This window comes from Cupriavidus sp. CP313, assembly GCF_054072015.1.
Window position 1 is genome coordinate 32,728 of sequence record NZ_JBSVZB010000020.1, and the last position, 18,282, is coordinate 51,009.

15 protein-coding genes are annotated in these 18,282 nt (G+C 65.0%); 4 read left to right on the top strand and 11 right to left on the bottom strand.

Features of this window, described 5'->3' with window-relative positions; genetic code table 11:
* Window positions 1-4: 4 nt before the first annotated feature.
* Both ACW4E8_RS24830 and ACW4E8_RS24835 read left to right on the top strand, forming a co-directional pair.
* Window positions 5-889 (top strand): branched-chain amino acid ABC transporter permease, encoded by an 885-nt coding sequence (locus ACW4E8_RS24830; protein ID WP_456807055.1) that lies wholly within the window; start codon window positions 5-7, stop codon window positions 887-889.
* Window positions 889-1,929: a branched-chain amino acid ABC transporter permease gene (locus ACW4E8_RS24835; RefSeq protein WP_456806935.1), complete on the top strand. Its 1,041-nt coding sequence runs from the start codon at window positions 889-891 to the stop codon at window positions 1,927-1,929. Before ACW4E8_RS24830 ends, ACW4E8_RS24835 begins: the two co-directional genes overlap by 1 nt.
* Before the next feature lie 176 nt (window positions 1,930-2,105).
* On the opposite strand, the gene ACW4E8_RS24840 is transcribed toward ACW4E8_RS24835, so the two are convergent.
* The 10 genes from ACW4E8_RS24840 to ACW4E8_RS24885 are packed head-to-tail and all read right to left on the bottom strand — an operon-like array spanning window position 2,106 to window position 12,170.
* A complete protein-coding gene (locus ACW4E8_RS24840) occupies window positions 2,106-3,095 on the bottom strand; it encodes an NADPH:quinone oxidoreductase family protein (RefSeq protein ID WP_456806936.1) in 990 nt (329 codons plus the stop codon).
* 3 nt (window positions 3,096-3,098) lie between these two features.
* Window positions 3,099-4,211 carry a CaiB/BaiF CoA transferase family protein gene (locus ACW4E8_RS24845; protein WP_456806937.1) on the bottom strand — a complete coding sequence of 371 codons (1,113 nt, stop codon included), beginning with the start codon at window positions 4,209-4,211 and terminating at the stop codon, window positions 3,099-3,101.
* On the bottom strand, window positions 4,208-4,864 hold the full coding sequence (locus ACW4E8_RS24850) for a 3-hydroxyacyl-CoA dehydrogenase family protein (RefSeq protein WP_456806938.1): 657 nt from the start codon (window positions 4,862-4,864) through the stop codon (window positions 4,208-4,210). The genes ACW4E8_RS24845 and ACW4E8_RS24850 overlap by 4 nt, the downstream gene beginning before the upstream one ends.
* A 1-nt stretch (window position 4,865) precedes the next feature.
* A complete protein-coding gene (locus ACW4E8_RS24855) occupies window positions 4,866-5,741 on the bottom strand; it encodes a 3-hydroxyacyl-CoA dehydrogenase family protein (protein ID WP_456806939.1) in 876 nt (291 codons plus the stop codon).
* A gap of 9 nt (window positions 5,742-5,750) precedes the next feature.
* The gene (locus ACW4E8_RS24860) at window positions 5,751-6,917 is read right to left on the bottom strand and encodes an acyl-CoA dehydrogenase family protein (RefSeq protein WP_456806940.1); all 1,167 of its coding nucleotides are present in this window, start codon (window positions 6,915-6,917) and stop codon (window positions 5,751-5,753) included.
* Window positions 6,918-6,931: 14 nt separating this feature from the next.
* Entirely contained in the window at window positions 6,932-7,684 is a 753-nt protein-coding gene (locus ACW4E8_RS24865) for an SDR family NAD(P)-dependent oxidoreductase (RefSeq protein ID WP_456806941.1), read from the bottom strand.
* Complete coding sequence (locus ACW4E8_RS24870; RefSeq protein WP_456806942.1) at window positions 7,677-8,447, bottom strand: enoyl-CoA hydratase/isomerase family protein; 771 nt, start codon at window positions 8,445-8,447, stop codon at window positions 7,677-7,679. Before ACW4E8_RS24870 ends, ACW4E8_RS24865 begins: the two co-directional genes overlap by 8 nt.
* A gap of 2 nt (window positions 8,448-8,449) precedes the next feature.
* Window positions 8,450-10,132: a class I adenylate-forming enzyme family protein gene (locus ACW4E8_RS24875; RefSeq protein ID WP_456806943.1), complete on the bottom strand. Its 1,683-nt coding sequence runs from the start codon at window positions 10,130-10,132 to the stop codon at window positions 8,450-8,452.
* A gap of 16 nt (window positions 10,133-10,148) precedes the next feature.
* Complete coding sequence (locus ACW4E8_RS24880) at window positions 10,149-10,928, bottom strand: enoyl-CoA hydratase-related protein (RefSeq protein ID WP_456806944.1); 780 nt, start codon at window positions 10,926-10,928, stop codon at window positions 10,149-10,151.
* Window positions 10,929-10,940: 12 nt separating this feature from the next.
* On the bottom strand, window positions 10,941-12,170 hold the full coding sequence (locus ACW4E8_RS24885; RefSeq protein WP_456806945.1) for a CaiB/BaiF CoA transferase family protein: 1,230 nt from the start codon (window positions 12,168-12,170) through the stop codon (window positions 10,941-10,943).
* Between the two features lie 10 nt (window positions 12,171-12,180).
* On the opposite strand from ACW4E8_RS24885, the gene ACW4E8_RS24890 reads away from it, so the two are divergent.
* Window positions 12,181-14,115 carry a sigma-54 interaction domain-containing protein gene (locus ACW4E8_RS24890; RefSeq protein WP_456806946.1) on the top strand — a complete coding sequence of 645 codons (1,935 nt, stop codon included), beginning with the start codon at window positions 12,181-12,183 and terminating at the stop codon, window positions 14,113-14,115.
* 12 nt (window positions 14,116-14,127) lie between these two features.
* Here ACW4E8_RS24890 and ACW4E8_RS24895 read toward each other — a convergent pair whose 3' ends face one another.
* The gene (locus ACW4E8_RS24895; protein ID WP_456806947.1) at window positions 14,128-14,598 is read right to left on the bottom strand and encodes an Lrp/AsnC family transcriptional regulator; all 471 of its coding nucleotides are present in this window, start codon (window positions 14,596-14,598) and stop codon (window positions 14,128-14,130) included.
* Between the two features lie 140 nt (window positions 14,599-14,738).
* Here ACW4E8_RS24895 and ACW4E8_RS24900 point away from each other — a divergent pair, with 140 nt between their 5' ends.
* Window positions 14,739-18,254 (top strand): indolepyruvate ferredoxin oxidoreductase family protein, encoded by a 3,516-nt coding sequence (locus ACW4E8_RS24900; RefSeq protein WP_456806948.1) that lies wholly within the window; start codon window positions 14,739-14,741, stop codon window positions 18,252-18,254.
* Window positions 18,255-18,282: the final 28 nt, after the last annotated feature.

Here is an 18,282-nt window from a genome sequence, read left to right on the forward strand (position 1 = left end):
GCCTATTGAAATCCTCGGAATACCGCTGCCGGCGTTGCTCTCGCAGATCCTGCTCGGCCTGGTCAACGGCGCGTTCTACGCCATGCTCAGCCTCGGCCTGGCCGTGATCTTCGGACTGCTGAACGTCATCAACTTCGCCCATGGCGCCTTGTTCATGCTGGGCGCGGTGCTGGCATGGATGGGCACCACCTACCTGGGACTGTCCTACTGGGCGATGCTGCTGCTGGCCCCGCTTGCAGTCGGCATCCTGGGCGTGGTGCTGGAGCGTCTGCTGCTGCGGCGCATCTACAAACTGGACCATATCTATGGCTTGCTGCTGACGCTCGGCGTGACCCTGGTGGTGGAGGGTGTATTGCGTTCGGCCTACGGGGTCTCCGGCCTGCCGTATTCGACCCCGGAAGCGCTCTCCGGCGGGACAAACCTGGGCTTCATGATCCTGCCCAACTACCGCGCCTGGGTCGTCGGTGCATCCCTGTCGGTGTGCCTGGGTTCCTGGTTCCTGATCGAGAAGACCAGGCTCGGGTCCGTGCTGCGCGCGGGAACCGAGAACCCGAAGATCGTCGAGGCGTTCGGCGTCAACGTGCCGCTGCTGATTACGGCGATCTATGGCTTCGGGGTGGCGCTGGCCGGCCTCGCCGGCGTGCTCGCCGCACCGGTCACGCAGGTATCCCCGCTGATGGGGCAGAACCTGATCATCCTGGTGTTTGCCGTGGTGGTGATCGGTGGCATGGGTTCGATTCTTGGCGCCGTGCTGACCGGGCTCAGCCTGGGTGTCGTCGAGGGCCTGACCAGGGTGTTCTACCCGGAAGCCTCCTCGACTGTGGTGTTTCTGGTGATGGTCATCGTCTTGCTGTTTCGGCCTGCAGGACTGTTTGGTAAGGAAAAATGATGAGCGGACACTTCTCCACCTCCCGTCTTGCCGTGCCGGCCGGATCCGCACCGGGCTCCGCCACGCGCATGTCCAGATACCTTGGCATCCTGCTGCTGGCCATGCTGGTGCTGGCGCCCCAGGCGGGCGTCTATCCGGTGTTTGTGATGAAGATCCTTTGCTTCGCGCTGTTCGCCGCGGCCTTCAACCTGTTGCTCGGCTTCACCGGCCTGTTGTCGTTCGGGCATGCCGCATTCTTTGGCGGTGCCGGCTATGCAACGGGTTACGCGATGAAGACCTGGGGCGTCTCCGCGGAAGTCGGCCTGCTGGCCGGCGTCGCGACCGCCACTGTGGTTGGCTTGCTGATGGGCTCGCTCGCCATTCGCCGGCAGGGCATCTACTTCTCGATGATTACGCTCGCGCTGGCCCAGATGTTCTTCTTCGTGTGCCTGCAGACGCCGGCCACCGGCGGCGAGGACGGGATGCAGGGCATTCCGCGTGGCCTGTTCGGCGCACTGCCACTGGCGTCCGACATGACGTTCTACTACGTTGTCGTCGCGGTCTTCGTGGCTGCCTTTGCGCTGATCGTGCGCATCGTTCATTCACCGTTCGGACAACTGCTCAAGGCGATCAAGGAGAACGAGGCGCGTGCGGTGTCGTTGGGCTTCGACGCCAACCGCTTCAAGCTGCTGGCCTTTGTTCAGTCGGCGGCGCTGGCTGGCCTGGCAGGGTCGATGAAGGCGTTGGTGCTTGGCTTTGAGACGCTGACGGATGTCCACTGGACTATGTCGGGGACGGTGATCCTGATGACGCTGGTGGGGGGCATGGGTACGCTGACGGGGCCGGTGATTGGCGCGCTGGTCATTGTCGTGCTGGAGAACAAGCTTGGAGATATCGGCACCGGGCTGGCCAGCATGACGGGGGTGGAGTGGTTTGCAGCGCTGGGTGAGTCGGTCACGCTGGTGACCGGCGTGATCTTTATCCTGTGCGTGCTCACGTTCCGCCGCGGGATCATGGGGGAGGTGCAGGCGTGGATGCGTCGCGGGTCGGGACAGGGCTAGGCTTGCGCCATTGGCTGCGGTATTGCGGCTGCAACTGAGAGTGTTTTCCCCCCTCTCCCGCAAGCGGGAGAGGGGGGAAACCGCCGGAGACGTAGACAGTTTGTCAGCCGTCGGTCGCCAACAGCAATCGAGGCCGCCATGCAATGCATGGCGGCCTCGGATCTTGAAGCTTGAGATCAGTCGAGCGTAAGAACGTACTTGCCAGCGACCTGCCCCGATGCCAGTTTTGTCAGCGCTTCACCAGCACGGGCCAGCGGCAGCACCCCGGCAATCGGCGGCCGGATTGCCCCTTGCTCATACAGGCTGAAGAGCTTTTCCTGCACCGCCTGGACCTTCCCGGGCTGCCGCTCCCGATAGTCGCTCCACTGCAGCCCGCCTACGCTGATGTTCTTGACCAGCAGGTAGTTGGCCTTGATTTCAGGGATGCGACCAGCGGCAAAGCCGATGACCACAGCACGACCGCACCATGCCATCGCGCGCAAGGCCGCATCGAATACGTCACCGCCAAGCGTGTCGAGCAGAACATCCGCACCGTGCCCTCCAGTTGCGACGCGAACCTGGTCGCGCAGGGCATCCCGCAGGTTCGGCACCGCCAGGTCAATAACAGCGTCCGCGCCCATCTCCATGACGGCCTTCGCATGCCCGGCACCGCTGACGCCGGCGAGTGCCGTACCGCCAAGTCCCTTCACGATCTGGAGCGCCGCAGACCCGACGCCACCGGCAGCGCCGGTCACCAGCACCGTTTCGCCTTCCTGGTATCCCCCTCGTTCGACCAGCGCGAAGTATGCGGTCTGATAGACCAGCCCCATCGCCGCGGCGTCTTCGAACGACATGCTGTCCGGGATCCGGAAACAGGCGTTCTCGCTGGCACTGACGAGTTCGGCAAAGGCACCGTATTCGAGCTGCGCGACCACGCGGTCGCCGGGACGCAGCTTCCTGACGTCACTGCCGACCGCGCGCACGACCCCGGCAGCATCCTTGCCCGGTGCGAAAGGGCGCTCGGGCAGTATCTGGTACTTGCCACGCACCACCAGCAGGTCGGGATAGTTGACCGCGGCGGCGCGGACTTCAATCAGGACACCATCGGCAGGGAGCACCGGATCCGGCAGTTCGCCAATGGACAGATGTTCGGGCTCATTGAACTCCTGGATAACGATAGCTTTCATATCTTATGGCTCTAGAAGATGGTTGTCGGCGCCAAGGGCGGGCGATGTCTGCTCGGGGCTCATGTTGCGGAATGCCGCGTCCACCGGAACGGGCAACGCGGGCAATGTGGTGCCGGCCGCGGTCTTCACGGTCCGGTCAAACAGATGTCGTGCAGCGAAATGCGGATCCGCGGTCGCTTCCTCCAGGCTGACCACGCGGCTGGTGCAAACGTCCTGTCCCGCGAAGCGGTCCATCCAGTAGTCAGCCGTGTGCTCTGCCACGGCGGCGGCGACAGCCTCGGTTGCCTCTGCCGGCGAGAGCCGGTCGAGTGCCGCGGCGTCCAGTCCGATCAGCGTGGTGAAGTTGCCCCAGAACTTTTCTTCGATCGGTGCCGCGGCGAGGAAAGCGCCATCGGCGGTCCGGTAGACCTGATACCGCGGCGAGCCCCCGGTCACCAGGTCCGAGGCAGGGCGGGGCCACTGTCCCCGGGCACCGGCACCGAGTCCCCAGTACTGGAACGCAAACAGGTTGTCGGCCATGGCGATGTCCAGATGGATGCCTTTGCCGCTCTGCTCGCGCTGGCGCAGTGCCAGCAGGATATTGATCATGGCCGGATACGCGCCGCCGGCAATGTCGGCAATCAGCGCCGGCGGCAGCCCCGGCTTGCCGTCAGCGCCGGCGGTCAGTGACAGCATGCCCGCAGCGGCGACGTAGTTCAGGTCATGCGCGGCCTCGTTCGCCCTTGGACCGTGCTGGCCAAAGCCGGTGATCGAGCAGTAGACGAGGCGAGGATTGATCTCCGCGACATCCGCATAGCCAAGCCCCAGCCGGTCCATCACACCCGGCCGGAATTGCTCGAGCAGGACGTCGGCCTCCCGAATCAGCGGCACAAGGCTGTCGATCGCAGTCGGCGATTTCAGATCGATGGCGACGGATTTCTTGCCGCGATTGAGCAGTACGAAGTTGGTACTGTCCTCATCGGCCTTGGGCTCGTACGATCGCATCTCGTCGCCGCGGCCGGGTCGCTCGAACTTGATGACCTCGGCCCCAGCCTCTGCCAGCAGCAGGGAACACAGCGGCCCGGGCAACAGGGTGCTGAAATCCAGCACCTTCACCCCAGTCAGTGGTTGTGTCATGGCGTCCCTGCCTTGGCGCGTTCGGCAGCGACGCGGGCGCGGCGTGCAGGCGCATAAGGCTCCTGGCCCAGCGCCTCGTAGAGCGCCTGCGAGACCGCGTAGTGCTGTGCCAGCCCGGTACGCTCGAGCAGCGAGATGGGCCCTTCCGGGTAGCCGAGACCCAGGCACAGGGTCTTGTCCAGGTCCGCGGCGCTGGCCAGTTTTTCGTCCAGGCGCCGCAATGCCGCGTTGAAGTAGGGCCGGATCAGCCGGTCGACGATGCGGCCGGGAAAGTCATTGCAAACCGCCACCACTAGCCCGCTGGCCTGGAATGCTGCTTTGGCAGCCTCGATCGCTGCGGGATCCGTACCCGGTTGCCGCACCAGTTCTACCAGCGGGCTGGGATCGGCATTGCCCAGCCGGAAGCGGGCGAAGCCAACGACATTCGATCCTTCCAGGCCGCGGCTCTCGCCGGTATGGAAGCCCAGACATTCAGTATCGAGCTCAATCGCCACAAAGGCCCGGGCCTCATGGCCGGTACCGCTGGCATAGGCCGCGCCCGCGTTGGCGCCGAGGTAGACCAGGCCCTCGCCGTCCACAGTGGATTGTTCCAGGAAGGCGTGCGGGGCAGGGAAGGCGCGGCTCTCGCCGGCACGTACGATCTCGTATCGCATATCAGGCTCCGAACATCTTGGTATCGCCGTAGACGTGAAAACCTCTGCCGGTCTTCTTGCCAAGGCGGTTGGCGGCGATCATGCGCCGCACCAGCGGCGGGCAGGCGGCACGCGGCTCATGGGTCAGGCCATGCATGGCCTCGCACAGTAGCTTCTGGGTATCCATGCCGACCAGGTCGAGCAGTTCGAGCGGGCCCATGGGATAGCCGAGCGCGGTCTTGATTGCCAGGTCGATATCGGCGGGCTCGGCCACGCCTTGCTCGACCAGCCTGATGGCGTCGTTGTTGAACGGGATCAGGAAGTAGTTGAGGATGAAGCCTGGCGTGTCCTGCGTGGTCACGGGCTTCTGTCCCATGGCCTCGGCAAAGGCCCATGCACGCTGGTAGGTCTCGTCGGACGTTGCGAGCCCGGGGGACATCTCGATCAGCTTCATCAGCTGCGCCGGCAGGCAGAAGTGCATGCCGACGAAGCGGTCCGGCCGGCCGGAGCCGCCGGCGATCTCGGTGATGGAGATCGTGGAGGTGTTCGACGCAAAGATCGTGTGCTCGGGGCAGACCGGGTCGAGCGCCTGGAACAACTGGTGCTTGACCGCGAGATCCTCGAAGACGGCCTCGATGACGATGTCGCACTCTGCAAGGCTCGCTAGTTCGGTGGTGCCTTGCCACCGGTCCAGGGCGGCGGCGGCAGCGCCTGGCGGCAGCTTGCCGCGTTCCTCCGATTTCTTCAGGAAAGCCTCGGTCTGGCCTCTGGCGCGGTCGAGCGCCTCTTGCCTGGCATCGAACACGATGGTCCGGAATCCCGCGCGGGCCGCCACAATGGCGATCCCCGCCCCCATGGTGCCGGCGCCGGCCACGCCGACGGTTTGGATACTTGTCACCGTTGTCTCCTACTTCTTCAAGAAACTGCGTCCGATCAGCTGGCGGTGCACCTGGTTCGTGCCCTCCCAGATCTGCGTGATCTTGGCGTCGCGCATCAGACGTTCGACGCGATAGTCGTTGCAGTAGCCGTAGCCACCCAGAAGCTGGACGGCATCCGTCGTGATCCGCATGGCGGCATCCGATGCGCGCAGCTTCAGCATCGAGGCCTCGACGCCGAAGTCCTTCTCGCCCGCGTCGACCATCGCGCCGACGCGCCACAGCCACGATTCGCACAGCGCCAGTTCCGAGGCGAGGTCGGCCAGCATGAACTGGATGCCCTGGAATTCCAGGATCCGCTTGCCCGATTGCCGGCGCTCGTTGATATACGCAACGGCATCCTCGAAGGCCGCGCGGGCGATGCCCAGCGCATGTGCCGCGACGCTGGGCCGCGAGCGGTTCAGCGAGCCGAACAGGATGCGCAGGCCGTCCCCGGGATTGCCGATCAGGTTGGCGCGCGGCACGCGGCAGCCATCGAACGCCAGGCTGGCGGTGCTGGAGGCGCGTGTGCCCATCTTGTGCTCCGTGCCCAGCACGCGCAGCCCCTCGGTGCCTTTCTCCAGGATCACCGCTGAAATGGCTGCCTTGGGATCGCTGATCTCCGACCATTTGCCGAACAGCAGGTACTGGTCGGCGACGTCGCCGTTGGTGATAAAGGTCTTGCCACCGTCGATGACGATGTCATCGTTGTCAGGGGTAAAGCTGGTGCGCATGCCGGTCGCGTCGGAGCCGGCCGACGGCTCGGTGATCGCCAGCGCAGCTAGGCCGCCCTCGGCAATCCGTGGCAGCAGGCGGGCCTTCTGTTCCTCGCTGCCGTATTCGATCAGCGGCTTGATGGCATGGAAATTCGTCGCCCAGACGATGCCGGTCGATGCACACGCCTTGGAGATCTCCCGTACGCAAGCGAGGTAGCAGAGATAGGAGAGTTGCGCGCCGCCATAGGCGTCCGGGACGAACATCGCGTTCAACCCCAGCGCGTTGATCGCCTGCACGTTTTCCCACGGGAAGGCGCCGGTGCGGTCATATTCGGCGGCGCGCGGCGCGATCTGCGTTTCACAGAGATCCTTGACGCTGTCCAGGATCATCCTCTCTTCGTCAGAGAGGGGCAGGCGGGCGTCCAGTCGTTCCAGAATGTTCATGTGTGCATCCTCGATCAAAGGGCCATGCCCTGGCCGCCGTCGACATAGAGCGTTTCGCCGGTCAGGAAGCGTCCGGGCAGCTGGAACAGCATGGCGACGAGCCGGCCAATGTCGGCGGCTTGCCCCGGGCCGCCGGCCGGAATGCGCTTCTTCAGGAACGCTTGCAGCGCCTCGCCGTTCAGCTCCTCCCGGTTCAGGTCCGTCTCGATGTACCCGGGCGCGATATTGAGCACGCGGATGCCGTTGCGGGCCCATTCCACGGCAAGGCAGCGCGAGATCGCGCCCACCGCGGCCTTGGACGCGCAGTAGGCGGCGTTGCCCTTGACGCCCAGCTTGTCGTAAAACGAGCCGATATTGACGACGAGGGACGAACCGCTCTCGCACAGGTAGGGGTAGGCGGCCTGGCTGGCAAGCAGCACCGAGGTGGCATTGGTCGTCATCACCCGTTCGAAGTCTGCAAGCGGGAAGGTTGCGGACGTGCCTTGTAAATGGATGCCCGCGTTGTTGACCAGCCCCACCACCGGCTTGCCGAACATCCCCGGCACCGCGGCGAGTGCAGCCTGGACCGAGTCCGGGTCAGTGATATCGCAGCGCATGGCGCGCAGCCGGCCTTGCGCTGCTTCGTCCAGTCCTTGTAGATCGGGAAGCTCGCCGGAGCGGGACAGGCACGCCACGTGCAAGCCGGTGCCGGCAAGCTCGGTTGAAATGGATGCACCGATCCCGCGGCTGCCGCCCGTCACGATGACCGTACCGTTGATCTCAGGCATCTTTGAACTCCGGAGTGCGTTTTTGCAGGAAGGCGCGCATGCCTTCCGCAGCATCGGCGGTCTGGTAGGCAAGCGTGGACAGGTCGGCTTCGATGTCCAGGCCCTCGTCCAGCGTGGTTGCCATGCCGCGTGAGACGGCCTCGCGGGCAAACAACGATGCGCACCGGCTGTAACCGATGAAGTCCGCCATAAAGGTCTTGCCAAGTTCCTCCGGCTGACCTTCTGGCACGACACGGTTGACCAGGCCCCAGCGCTCGGCCTCGATCGCATCGACCGTCCGCCCCGACATCACCAGCTCGGTGGCGCGCGCTTCGCCCACCAGGCGCGGCAGCCGCTGGGTGCCGCCGTAGCCGGGAATCAGGCCAAGCTTGATCTCCGGCAGGCCCATGCGCGCCTTGACCGTGGCGATGCGGAAGGTGCAGGCCATGGCCAGTTCGAGCCCGCCGCCGAAGGCGTAGCCATGCAGCACCGCCACGGACGGGATCCGCAGCGCGGCCAGCTTGGCGAAAGTGCGCTGGCCCAGCTGGGCGCCGAGGCGCTGTGCCATCAGGTCCCGGTCCATCAGCTCCTTGATGTCGGCGCCAGCGCAGAAGGCCTTGGGGCCCGCGCCAGTGACGATCAGCGCGCGCGCATCGGATGCGGCCACCTGGTCGAGGGTGTATGACAAGGCCTCGATCATCGTGAACTGCAGCGCGTTCAGTGCATCGGGCCGGTTCAGGGTCAGGACCGCGTACGCGCCGGCATACTTGATGTCAATCGCCATGGTTATGCTCCTGCAACTGCACGTGCCCGATAACGGACGGCCGTCGGCTTCAATTGTCCGCGCAGGGTCATGTCGACCAGTTCGCGTTTGAGGATCTTTCCGCTGGCAGTTAGCGGGAAGCTGTCGAGCCCGAGGAAGTACTCCGGCATGTCGTACTTGGACAAGCCGCAGCCCGCGAGGTGTTCCAGCATGTCGTTCGCCGGCAGCTCCTGCCCGGCGCGCACGATGACCGCCAGGCAGACCTTCTCGCCCAGGCGCTCGTCCTGCACCGGGTAGGCCGCGGCGCGCTCCACCTTGGGATGGCGCATGGCGAGCTCCTCGATCCGTGCCGGGTGGATGTTGTGCCCGCCGCGGATGATCAGGTCCTTCTTGCGTCCCACGATCACCACGCAGCCGTTCTCGTCGACGATGCCAAGATCCCCGCTCATGAACCAGCCATGGATGTTGAACGAGGTTTCGGTAGCGACCTGGTTGCTGAAGTACCCGAGCATCAACAGGCCGCCGCGCCCGCCGATCTCGCCGACTTCGCCGACTTCGGCTTCTTCGTCGATGTTGTCCTGCTTCCAGAGCTTCACCTCGTAGCCCCTGCATGCGCGTCCGCAGGTGGACACGATAGTGTCCTGCGTGTCGGTCGGAACGGTGTAGTTGTGGGAGCCGTTCTCGGTCATGCCATACACGTTCTGCGGCGTCACGCCCAGGCTGACGAACTTCTGCGCGACTTCGCGAGGGATGGCCGCGCCGGCCATGTAGAAGGTGCGGACCTCGCCCAGCGACGTCATGCTGCGGTCGCGTACCGCCTGCAGGATGTCCATTGCATGGGTGGGCACGCCCATCACGTAGGTCGCCCCCGTTTCCAGGATCCAGTCGAGCGCGTGCTTGCCGGCGCGCAGGTTGGTCATCACCATTTCCAGCCCGGCCACCAGCATCTGCTCCATCGCGACCGTCGCAATGTGGTGGCTCATCGGGCTGAGCGTCAGCAGCGTGGTATCGGCCGTGTGGCCCCAGTCCTCTACCAGCGCACGGCCATTCGCCAGCAGCGTGTTGTCGCTGTGCATGACGCCCTTCGGCAGGCCAGTGGTGCCAGATGTGAAGGCCAGATAGACGATCTTGTCCGGGTTCAGGTCCGGCGTGGAAAGGGCAGAAGGAGGCTGCCTGTCCGGGAACGGAAGGGCGCCCTCAGGCAACGCGGCATCGCCGGCAGCCGGATTGGGCAGCGCAAATACGCACCCCAGCGTCGGGATATCCGCCACCCTGGCGAAGATGGAGTTGCGGTCCGAGTCTGCGCCATAGCCCGGCATCGCAAACAGCGCGCGGCACTGGATCCGGTTCAGCAGCGTGCAGATCTCGTCGACGGTGTAGTTCTGGTGCAGCGACGGGCAGCAGACGTAGCCATTGCGCGAGCACGCCAGGAAGATGATGGTCGCCTGCACGACGTTGGGCAGCCAGATGCCGACGCGGTCGCCGGGCTTCATGCCCTGGCGATGGAGCGCTTCGGCGACGCTGTCGACCCAGTCGACCACTTCGCGCCAGGTCAGCCTGACATCGGCATCGCGCAGTGCGCAGGAGGTGGGACGCTCGCGCGCATGGCGCCGGGCCAGCGTGTACAGCGTCTCCTGCTGCCAGATGCCAGACAGGTAGTAGTCCCTCGCATTCTGCGGGTTGTGAAGGGTCAGGATGTTCTGCATGATGGTCACCCGTACTTCAATGTCCGAACTTCGACGCATCGGGCTTGCGGCGCTCGGCGAAGGCGGCCGCCAACTCGTCGTGCTCGTCCGATTCGAGGTAGCCGCGCAGCAGCAGGTCGTGCGCCATCCGCGACAGGCCGCTCACGCCGCCGTGGCGCGCGTTGAAGGCGCTCTTCAGCGAGGCCAGCGCGAATGCGCCGCGCTCGGCGACCTCCAGGGCATACTCGCGCGTGGCGGCACGAAGCTGGTCATCCGGTACGACCCGGTTGATCAGGCCGATCTCAAGCGCCTCTTTCGCGCTGATCTTGGGATTGCGGTACCAGATGTCCTTGGCGCGCTTCTTTCCGACCAGGTCCTCCAGGTACCACGTGCCATAGCCGGCGTCGAAGCTGCCGACCATCGGGCCCACCTGGCGGAAAACCGCGGATTCCTTCGCGATGGTCAGATCGCAGACGACCTGCAGCACATTGCCCCCGCCCACCGCGAAGCCATTGACCGACGCAATCACGGGCTTTTGCAGCCGGTCGATGCTCTCGTACATCTCAAGCGTCGGCAGTACCCCGGCATAGAGCATAGTGTCCTGCATGCCGTCCTTGCGGCCACCGGTGCAGAAGAACTTGTCGCCGGCGCCAGTGATCACGATCACGCGCGTACGGGTTTCACGGCGGATCGCGTTGATGCAGTCGCGAATCTCGTGGCACATGGTCTCCGTGAACATGTTGCCGTCATCCGGCCGGTTCAGCGTGATCGTGCCGATGGGGCCGTCTTCTTCGTAGAGGATTTCCGAGTAGCTCATTTTGTCTCCTGGTTAGACGATTTCTGAGTCGATGAGGCCTGCGATACACGTCGCGGACATGGCAAGGCGTTCCGCGAGAATGCGTTCGGTGTCCTGCCCGAGGGCGGGGGGAGGGGTGCGGTAGACGGCGCTGGCGCCGTCGAAGGCGATGCCGAGGCCAACCTGCGGGACACGGCCCGCGGCACCCTGGCCGGCAAAGAACATGCCGGCGGCGCGCAACGGCGCGTCGTCAACCAGCTGCTCGATGCTGTTGATCGGCCCGGCAGGGATCCTGTGCCGTGCGAACAGCGCCAGCCAGTGTTCACGCGGTCGGGTGGCCAGGATCTCTGCAATGGCAGCCACGATTGTTTCTCGTGCCTGGCGACGTTTGGCGTTGGTTTCAAAACCGGCCTGCTTGCCATAGGCGGGGTATTCGACCGCATCCCAGAAGCGCTGCCAGATCGCGTCGTTGCCCAGGCCCAGCGTGATGGGGAAGTCGGCGGTCTCGAACACCTGGTAGATGGCAATGACCGAGTCGGTACCGCCCGAGCGCATCGGCGGCTCGCCGGACCCGAGGAACGGGACGATCCGGGGTGACATGAAGCGCGTGGCGGTGGCAACCATCGACACGTCGACCTGCTTGCCGGCACCAGTGCGTTGCCGCTCGAACAAAGCGGCGAGCGTGGCCATGGCAATATCCTGGCCCGCCAGCAGGTCGGCCGCGGGGGTCCCGACCTTCTGTGCGGGCCGGCCTGCCTCACCGGTCAGATGCATCACACCTGAGTAGCCTTCGGCAATCAGGTCATAGCAGGGCAGGTCGGCGCGCTCGCCCTGCAGGCCGAAGCCGGTCACGGACACATGGATCAGCCCCGGGTGGATCGCCTTGAGCGTGGCGAAGTCCAGCCCGAGCTTTTCCTGCACCCGCTGCGTCGTATTCAGGACGACGACGTCGGCCTGGCGCACCAGTTGATGGGCGATGCCGCGACCCTCGGCCCGGGTCAGGTCGACCGTCATGCTCTGCTTGTTGCGGTTCATGCTCAGGAACCACAGCGATTCGCCATCGAGGAACGGCGGGCCCCAGCTGCGCGTATCGTCGCCGCCCACGCGCTTCTCGATCTTGATGACTTCCGCGCCAAGGTCGGCGAGCAGCAAGGTGCCGTAGGGGCCAGCGACTGAGGTGGTGAAGTCCAGCACGCGCACGCCTTCGAGGCAGCGCATGCCAGGGCCTGGGGGCATCGGCGGGAGTGTATTCAGGGCGTCCATTTCGGGTCGGTTGAACAAGGTCGCACCGGTAACCGCAAAGGGCGTGCCAGTGGTTTGGCATGCGCTTTGCAGTGATCCGGTGCGAGTTCCCGAGACCCAATTCCCGCTTGGCCTGGAAGCCGCGAAAGGCCTGCATCAGCGCGGCAGACAAGCGCAGCAGGTCTTAGAATTGGACTGTATTCGAGCTGTACTCGAGCGTAGTCGGAAAGGCACTTGTGTCTTCGGCGAAGACACTCACCGCCGGCCACGCTCCCCATGTGGTGGAGACATGAAACGAGAATCGGAAGGCATCCTCGTCCTGGACAACGAGGGCAAGACGACATTTGCAAGCGGACTGGGCCGCGACACGCTGGTCTCCGGTTCGCTGAGCCGCATGTGGCAGAACCGCGCCCGCGTTCCCGTCAAGCGGCTTTCAGCCATGACGGAACTGGAACGCCCGCTGACGGTGGCGGCCATTCCTACCCGCGATGCCGTCTGCTTCCTGATCTTTGCCATGCAGGAAGCAGACGAACTGACGGAATTCCTGGCCAGCGTGGATTCGGCCGAGGACATCCTCAGGCACTTTGTGACCGACCCCTACAAGGCCATGGTGGTGGTCGATACCGCGGGCAAGATCACCTACATGAGCCCGGTCCATGAGCGGTTCTTCCGGCTCAAGCATGGCGAGGCAATCGGCCGTCCGGTGACCGAGGTCATCGAGAACAGCAAGCTCCAAGAAGTAGTAAAGACTGGCAAGGCGCAGGTCGCACAGCTGCAGGAGATGAATGGCGTCACGCGCGTCGTTTCGCGCCTGCCGATCTTCGACAGCAACAAGCGGGTGGTGGCCGCCATCGGACAGGTGATGTTCAAAGGACCGGAGGCGATGCGGGAGCTGACCGGCGAGCTGGCGCGAGTCAAGCAGGAACTGGACTTCTACAAGCGCGAGCTCTCAGGCATCCGCAATCGCAGCTACGGCCTGGACCAGATTGTCGGCAGCAGCGATGCAGTACGCAGGCTCAAGGAGGACATCCTGCGGGTCGCGCCGCTCGACGTACCGGTCCTGCTGGCCGGCGAGAGCGGCACGGGCAAGGAGATGGTCGCCCATGCCATCCATATGCTGAGCCCCCGCAGCGACAAGCCGCTGATCCTCGTCAACGCTGCGGCGATGCCCCCGAATCTGGTGGAAAGCGAGTTGTTCGGCTATGAGCCCGGGGCATTTACCGGAGCGGACCGGAAGGGGCGAAAGGGCAAGTTCGAGGCGGCGGACACCGGCACCATGTTCCTGGACGAAATCGGTGACATGCCGATCGACATGCAGGTGAAACTGCTGCGCGTGCTGCAAGACGGCCAGTTCGAGCGCATCGGCGGCGAACGGGCCCGGCATTCCGATTTTCGGCTGATCTCAGCCAGTAATCGCGACTTCAAGTCCATGATCGCCAGCTCGACGTTCCGGCTCGACCTGTTCTACCGGATCAGCGCGGTCACCTTGCGCCTGCCCGCGCTGCGCGATCGCCTCGAAGACATCCCCGAACTTGCCGACACCTTCCTCGAGGCATTTGCGTCGCGGCACGGTGCCCCCAAGAAGGCCATTTCCGAGTCGGCCATCCGCCACCTGCAGTCTTGCGCGTGGCCGGGCAACATCCGGCAGCTGCAGCACGCGATCGAGCGTGCGGCGATCTTCTGCGATGGTCCCGCGTTGTCCATCGCCGACTTCGGCAGCCTCGAAGGGGCCGACCAATCGCCGGGAAGACGCCCGGCAGGCACCGACAGCCCGGTCGGAAAGGGCAAGGCGGATATCCGCGAGGCCAAGGAACGGGTGGAATGCGAGCTGATTCTCGAGGCCATGCGGCGCACGGGTGGCAACAAGAAGCGCGTGGCGGAAGAGCTCGGTATCTCCCGCTCTTACCTCTACAAGCGGTTGAGCATGATGGAGGAGGCTCGCGATGACGAGCCGGCCTCCCGCTGACAGTCCACCGCGCTATAGCATCGGAGACGTACGGTTCAGCACAGCCTTGAGGGCAAAGCTGGACCGTATGTGCTCGACGCCCTTGATGCGCGTCAGCGTCCGGGTCAGGAAGTTCTGATACGACCCCATATCCGGTACCACCACACGCAAAATGAAGTCCGCATCGCCGGTCATGGTGAAGCAGCTCATGACCTCCGGCGCGACAACAATCTCCTTCTCGAAGCGGGCAATCGCGGCCTCCGACTGGTTCTCCAGCGTGACGGCGACGAACACATTGAGTTCCCCGATCAGCTTGCCTTCGTCCAGCCGCGCCACGTAGCCGCGGATATATCCCTGTTCCTCAAGCCTGTGGACGCGCTTGAGCGTAGGCGTCAGCGACAGCCCGATCCGCTCCGACAGTTCCCGCCAACTCAGCCGCCCGTCGCGCGCCAGTTCCCGCAGGATTTGCAGGTCTGCTTTGTCGAGATTGTGGACATAGTTCATTTGATCTGTGCGCTTGGCTTGAGGTAGTTCAAACGTACTACAAAACGACCAACATGTAATGCACTTTGGTGCAGATCGATGCGGGGCGAAACCTAAACTAACTCATCCATTTTCAAGATGAAATCCCCCCGGAGACACGCGTGGTTAATCAAGCGACGTTGCCCAGCGCATCGGGTTCGGCGGCAGCCGAGCAACGAACATTCCTGACCGGCATACAGGCACTGGTTCGCCTGCCGATGATACAGCGCGAGCTCGACCGTGCGCGCGGCCTCAGCACGGCCGGCCTGGTATCCGGCTACCGTGGGTCGCCGCTCGGCGCGTACGACCAGCAACTGTGGAAGGCATCGAAGCAGCTCGCGGCCCATGATGTGGTGTTCCAGCCGGGTCTCAATGAGGACCTTGCCGCCACCGCCCTATGGGGTGCACAGATGCACCGCGCCTTCGGCGAAACCAAAGCCGACGGCGTCTTTGGCATCTGGTACGGAAAGGGCCCGGGCGTAGACCGCACGGGCGACGTCTTCCGCTGCGCCAACATGCTTGGCACGTCGAAACTGGGCGGCGTGCTCGCCGTTTCCGGCGATGACCACGCCGCGCAGTCGTCCACGTTTCCGCACCAGACCGACGGCATCTTTCATTCGGCATCGATTCCCGTGCTGCAGCCGGGGAATGTGCGCGAGGTCATCGAGCTCGGCCTGGCTGGCATCGCGATGTCGCGCTTCTCCGGGCTATGGGTATCGCTGAAGACGATCGCGGAGGTGGTGGAAACCGCTGCCACCGTCGACCTGGGTGCCTGGCCGGCCTTCGTCGAACCGGCCGACTTCACCGTGCCCGCCCACGGACTCAACTGGGATCCGAGCGTGGCATGGCCAGGCGAGCGCGCGGAACTCGAGCGCCGCCTGATCGAAGAACGCCTCCCCGCCGCGCGCGCATGGGCAAGGGCGAACCGGCTCGACCGCGTCGTGGTCGAGGCGCCCGCCAGGCGGCTCGGGATCATCACCGTCGGCAAGGCACACCAGGACCTGATGCAGGCGTGCCGCGACCTTGGCCTGGCCGATGCCGACCTGCGCGCCATGGGCGTCTCCGTCTACAAGGTGGCGATGAGCTGGCCACTGGAAACCGAGGGCGCGTGCGCGTTCGCGGCGGGGCATCGGGAAGTGCTCGTGGTCGAAGAGAAGCGCGCCAACGTCGAGGCCCAGCTCAAGCAGGCGCTGTTCCACCGGCCCGCGTCGGAACGCCCCGTCGTGACCGGCAAGACCGACCAGGATGGCGCGGCGCTGCTGCCGGAGATATCCGAGCTGAGTGCCAACCTCGTTGCCGGCGTGCTGGTGCGCCGGGTGCTGGCCAACGGCATCGACGCGCCCTGGATGCAGGATCGCCTTGCCGTCCTCGACGCCGCCGCGAAGGAGCCTTCCGCTGCCGTCATCCCCATCCGCCGGCCATACTTCTGCTCGGGTTGCCCGCACAACACCTCGACGCGCACGCCGGACGGCTCGATCAGCAGCGGCGGGATCGGCTGCCACGTGATGGCGATCTCCCAGCCGGAACTGAAGACCAGGGTAATGAGCCACATGGGCGGCGAGGGCGCGCAGTGGGTTGGCGCGGCACCGTTCTCCAAAACGGCGCACGTGTTCCAGAACCTCGGCGACGGCACCTACCAGCACTCCGGCCTGCTTGCGATCCGTGCCGCCATCGCCGCGAAGACCAACATCACCTACAAGATCCTGTACAACGACGCGGTCGCGATGACCGGCGGGCAGCCCGCGGAGGGCGTGAACGATCCCGCCCGCATCACGCGGCAACTGCACGCGGAGGGCGTGGGCCGGATTGCGCTGGTCACCGACGATCCTGCGCGATGGCAGGGCAATAAGGAGCTGGCGCCAGGGGTGGAGGTCTTCCATCGCGACCAGCTCGATGCGGTCCAGCGCCAGCTCAGGGAGATTGCCGGCGTCACGGCGATCGTCTACGAGCAGACCTGCGCGGCCGAGAAGCGGCGGCGCCGCAAGCGCAAGGAGATGCCGGACCCGGACCGGCGCTTGTTTATCAATCACCAGGTCTGCGAGGGTTGCGGCGATTGCTCGGTGCAGTCGAACTGCATCTCCATCGAGCCGCTCGAAACCGCGCTCGGGCGCAAGCGCACCATCAACCAGAGCGCCTGCAACAAGGACTTCTCCTGCGTCAAGGGCTTCTGCCCGAGCTTCGTCGAGGTGGAAGGTGTCGCGCTGCGCAAGCCGGACAAGCGGCGGCTGGCCGCCATGGAGGCGGAGCTGGTTGCCAAACTGGCTGCACCGGCACTCCCCGCGCTGGACGAGCCGTTCAACATCTACATCACCGGCATCGGCGGCTCCGGCGTCCTGACGATGGGCGCCTTGCTCGGCGCGGCGGCAAGCTTCGACGACCTGGCGGCTACGGTGCTCGACTTCACCGGCATGGCGCAGAAGAACGGTGCCGTCGTCAGCCAGGTGCGTATCGCGATGGCCGACTTCCAGATCCCGGCGTCGCGCATCGGCGAAGGCAAGGCCGACCTGCTGCTGGGCGCCGACCTGGTGGTGTCCGCGGCGGTCGACTCGCTGACCCGGCTGGCGCCGGGCCGCACCGCCGCCGTCCTCAACCTGGCGGAAACGCCCACGCCGGATGTGATCCGCAACCGGGACGCCGCATTGCCGGTCAGGCTGATGCATGACCGGGTCCGCAGCCGGTGCCACGGCGCATCGTTCCATGCCATGGATGCCGGCGCGCTGGCGCAGCGCATCTTCGGCGATACGTTGCCGACGCACACCATGATGCTCGGTTATGCGTGGCAGCAGGGGCTGGTCCCGTTGAGCCGCGAAGCGATCGAACAGGCGATCGAGCGCAATGGCGCGGCCGTCGAGATGAACAAGTCGGCGTTCAACTGGGGACGTATCGCCGCGGCCAGGCCGGATGCACTGGATGCCATCGGGGAGCAGCCGCTTGCATCGAACCCGGAGGCGGTTTCGCTGGATGCGCTGATCGATCTGCATCAACGCCAGCTCGTCGAATACCAGGGCAACGACTATGCAAAGAAGTATCTCGACCTGATTGCCTTGGTGAGAGCCGCGGAGACCCAGGCGAAGCCCGGCAGCGAGGCATTGACCACGGCCGTGGCCCGCAGCGCCTACAAGCTGATGGCGTACAAGGACGAGTATGAGGTGGCCCGCCTGTACACCGCACCGGCATTCCGCGAGTCGTTGCAGAACCAGTTCTCGCAGGCGGACAAGGTATCGCTCTGGCTGGCACCGCCGCTGCTGTCCCGTACCGATCCGAAGACCCGCCGGCCGCAGAAGCGCAAGTTCGGGCCGTGGATCTTTCCTGTGCTCAAGGCGATTTCCGGTCTTCGAGGGCTGCGGGGAACGCCGCTGGATCTCTTCGGCTATACCGCCGAGCGACGCGCGGAGCGACGCCTCATCTCCGAGTACTTCCATGATGTCCGGAAGGTCTGCGCGCAGCTCACGCCGCAGACGCTCCAGCAGGCGGTCGAATTTGCGGCAATGCCGATGGAGATTCGGGGCTTCGGCCCGGTGAAGGCGCAGGCCATGGAGGCCCATGCCGCGCGGCGTGCCGCGGCGCTGGCGGGGATAACGGACGGGGCCGGCGGTGAAAGCGGCAAACAACAACTCATCAGTGCCAATGCCGCTTGACCAGGCGGCCAGGGAAACAAGGTAGACC

Bases quoted from the DNA above. Each gene is read 5' to 3' on its own strand.
- ACW4E8_RS24835 (WP_456806935.1), top strand. From the start codon at position 889: ATGAGCGGACACTTCTCCACCTCCCGTCTTGCCGTGCCGGCCGGATCC.
- ACW4E8_RS24840 (WP_456806936.1), bottom strand. From the start codon at position 3,095: ATGAAAGCTATCGTTATCCAGGAGTTCAATGAGCCCGAACATCTGTCC.
- ACW4E8_RS24845 (WP_456806937.1), bottom strand. From the start codon at position 4,211: ATGACACAACCACTGACTGGGGTGAAGGTGCTGGATTTCAGCACCCTG.
- ACW4E8_RS24850 (WP_456806938.1), bottom strand. From the start codon at position 4,864: ATGCGATACGAGATCGTACGTGCCGGCGAGAGCCGCGCCTTCCCTGCC.
- ACW4E8_RS24860 (WP_456806940.1), bottom strand. From the start codon at position 6,917: ATGAACATTCTGGAACGACTGGACGCCCGCCTGCCCCTCTCTGACGAA.
- ACW4E8_RS24865 (WP_456806941.1), bottom strand. From the start codon at position 7,684: ATGCCTGAGATCAACGGTACGGTCATCGTGACGGGCGGCAGCCGCGGG.
- ACW4E8_RS24870 (WP_456806942.1), bottom strand. From the start codon at position 8,447: ATGGCGATTGACATCAAGTATGCCGGCGCGTACGCGGTCCTGACCCTG.
- ACW4E8_RS24875 (WP_456806943.1), bottom strand. From the start codon at position 10,132: ATGCAGAACATCCTGACCCTTCACAACCCGCAGAATGCGAGGGACTAC.
- ACW4E8_RS24880 (WP_456806944.1), bottom strand. From the start codon at position 10,928: ATGAGCTACTCGGAAATCCTCTACGAAGAAGACGGCCCCATCGGCACG.
- ACW4E8_RS24885 (WP_456806945.1), bottom strand. From the start codon at position 12,170: ATGGACGCCCTGAATACACTCCCGCCGATGCCCCCAGGCCCTGGCATG.
- ACW4E8_RS24895 (WP_456806947.1), bottom strand. From the start codon at position 14,598: ATGAACTATGTCCACAATCTCGACAAAGCAGACCTGCAAATCCTGCGG.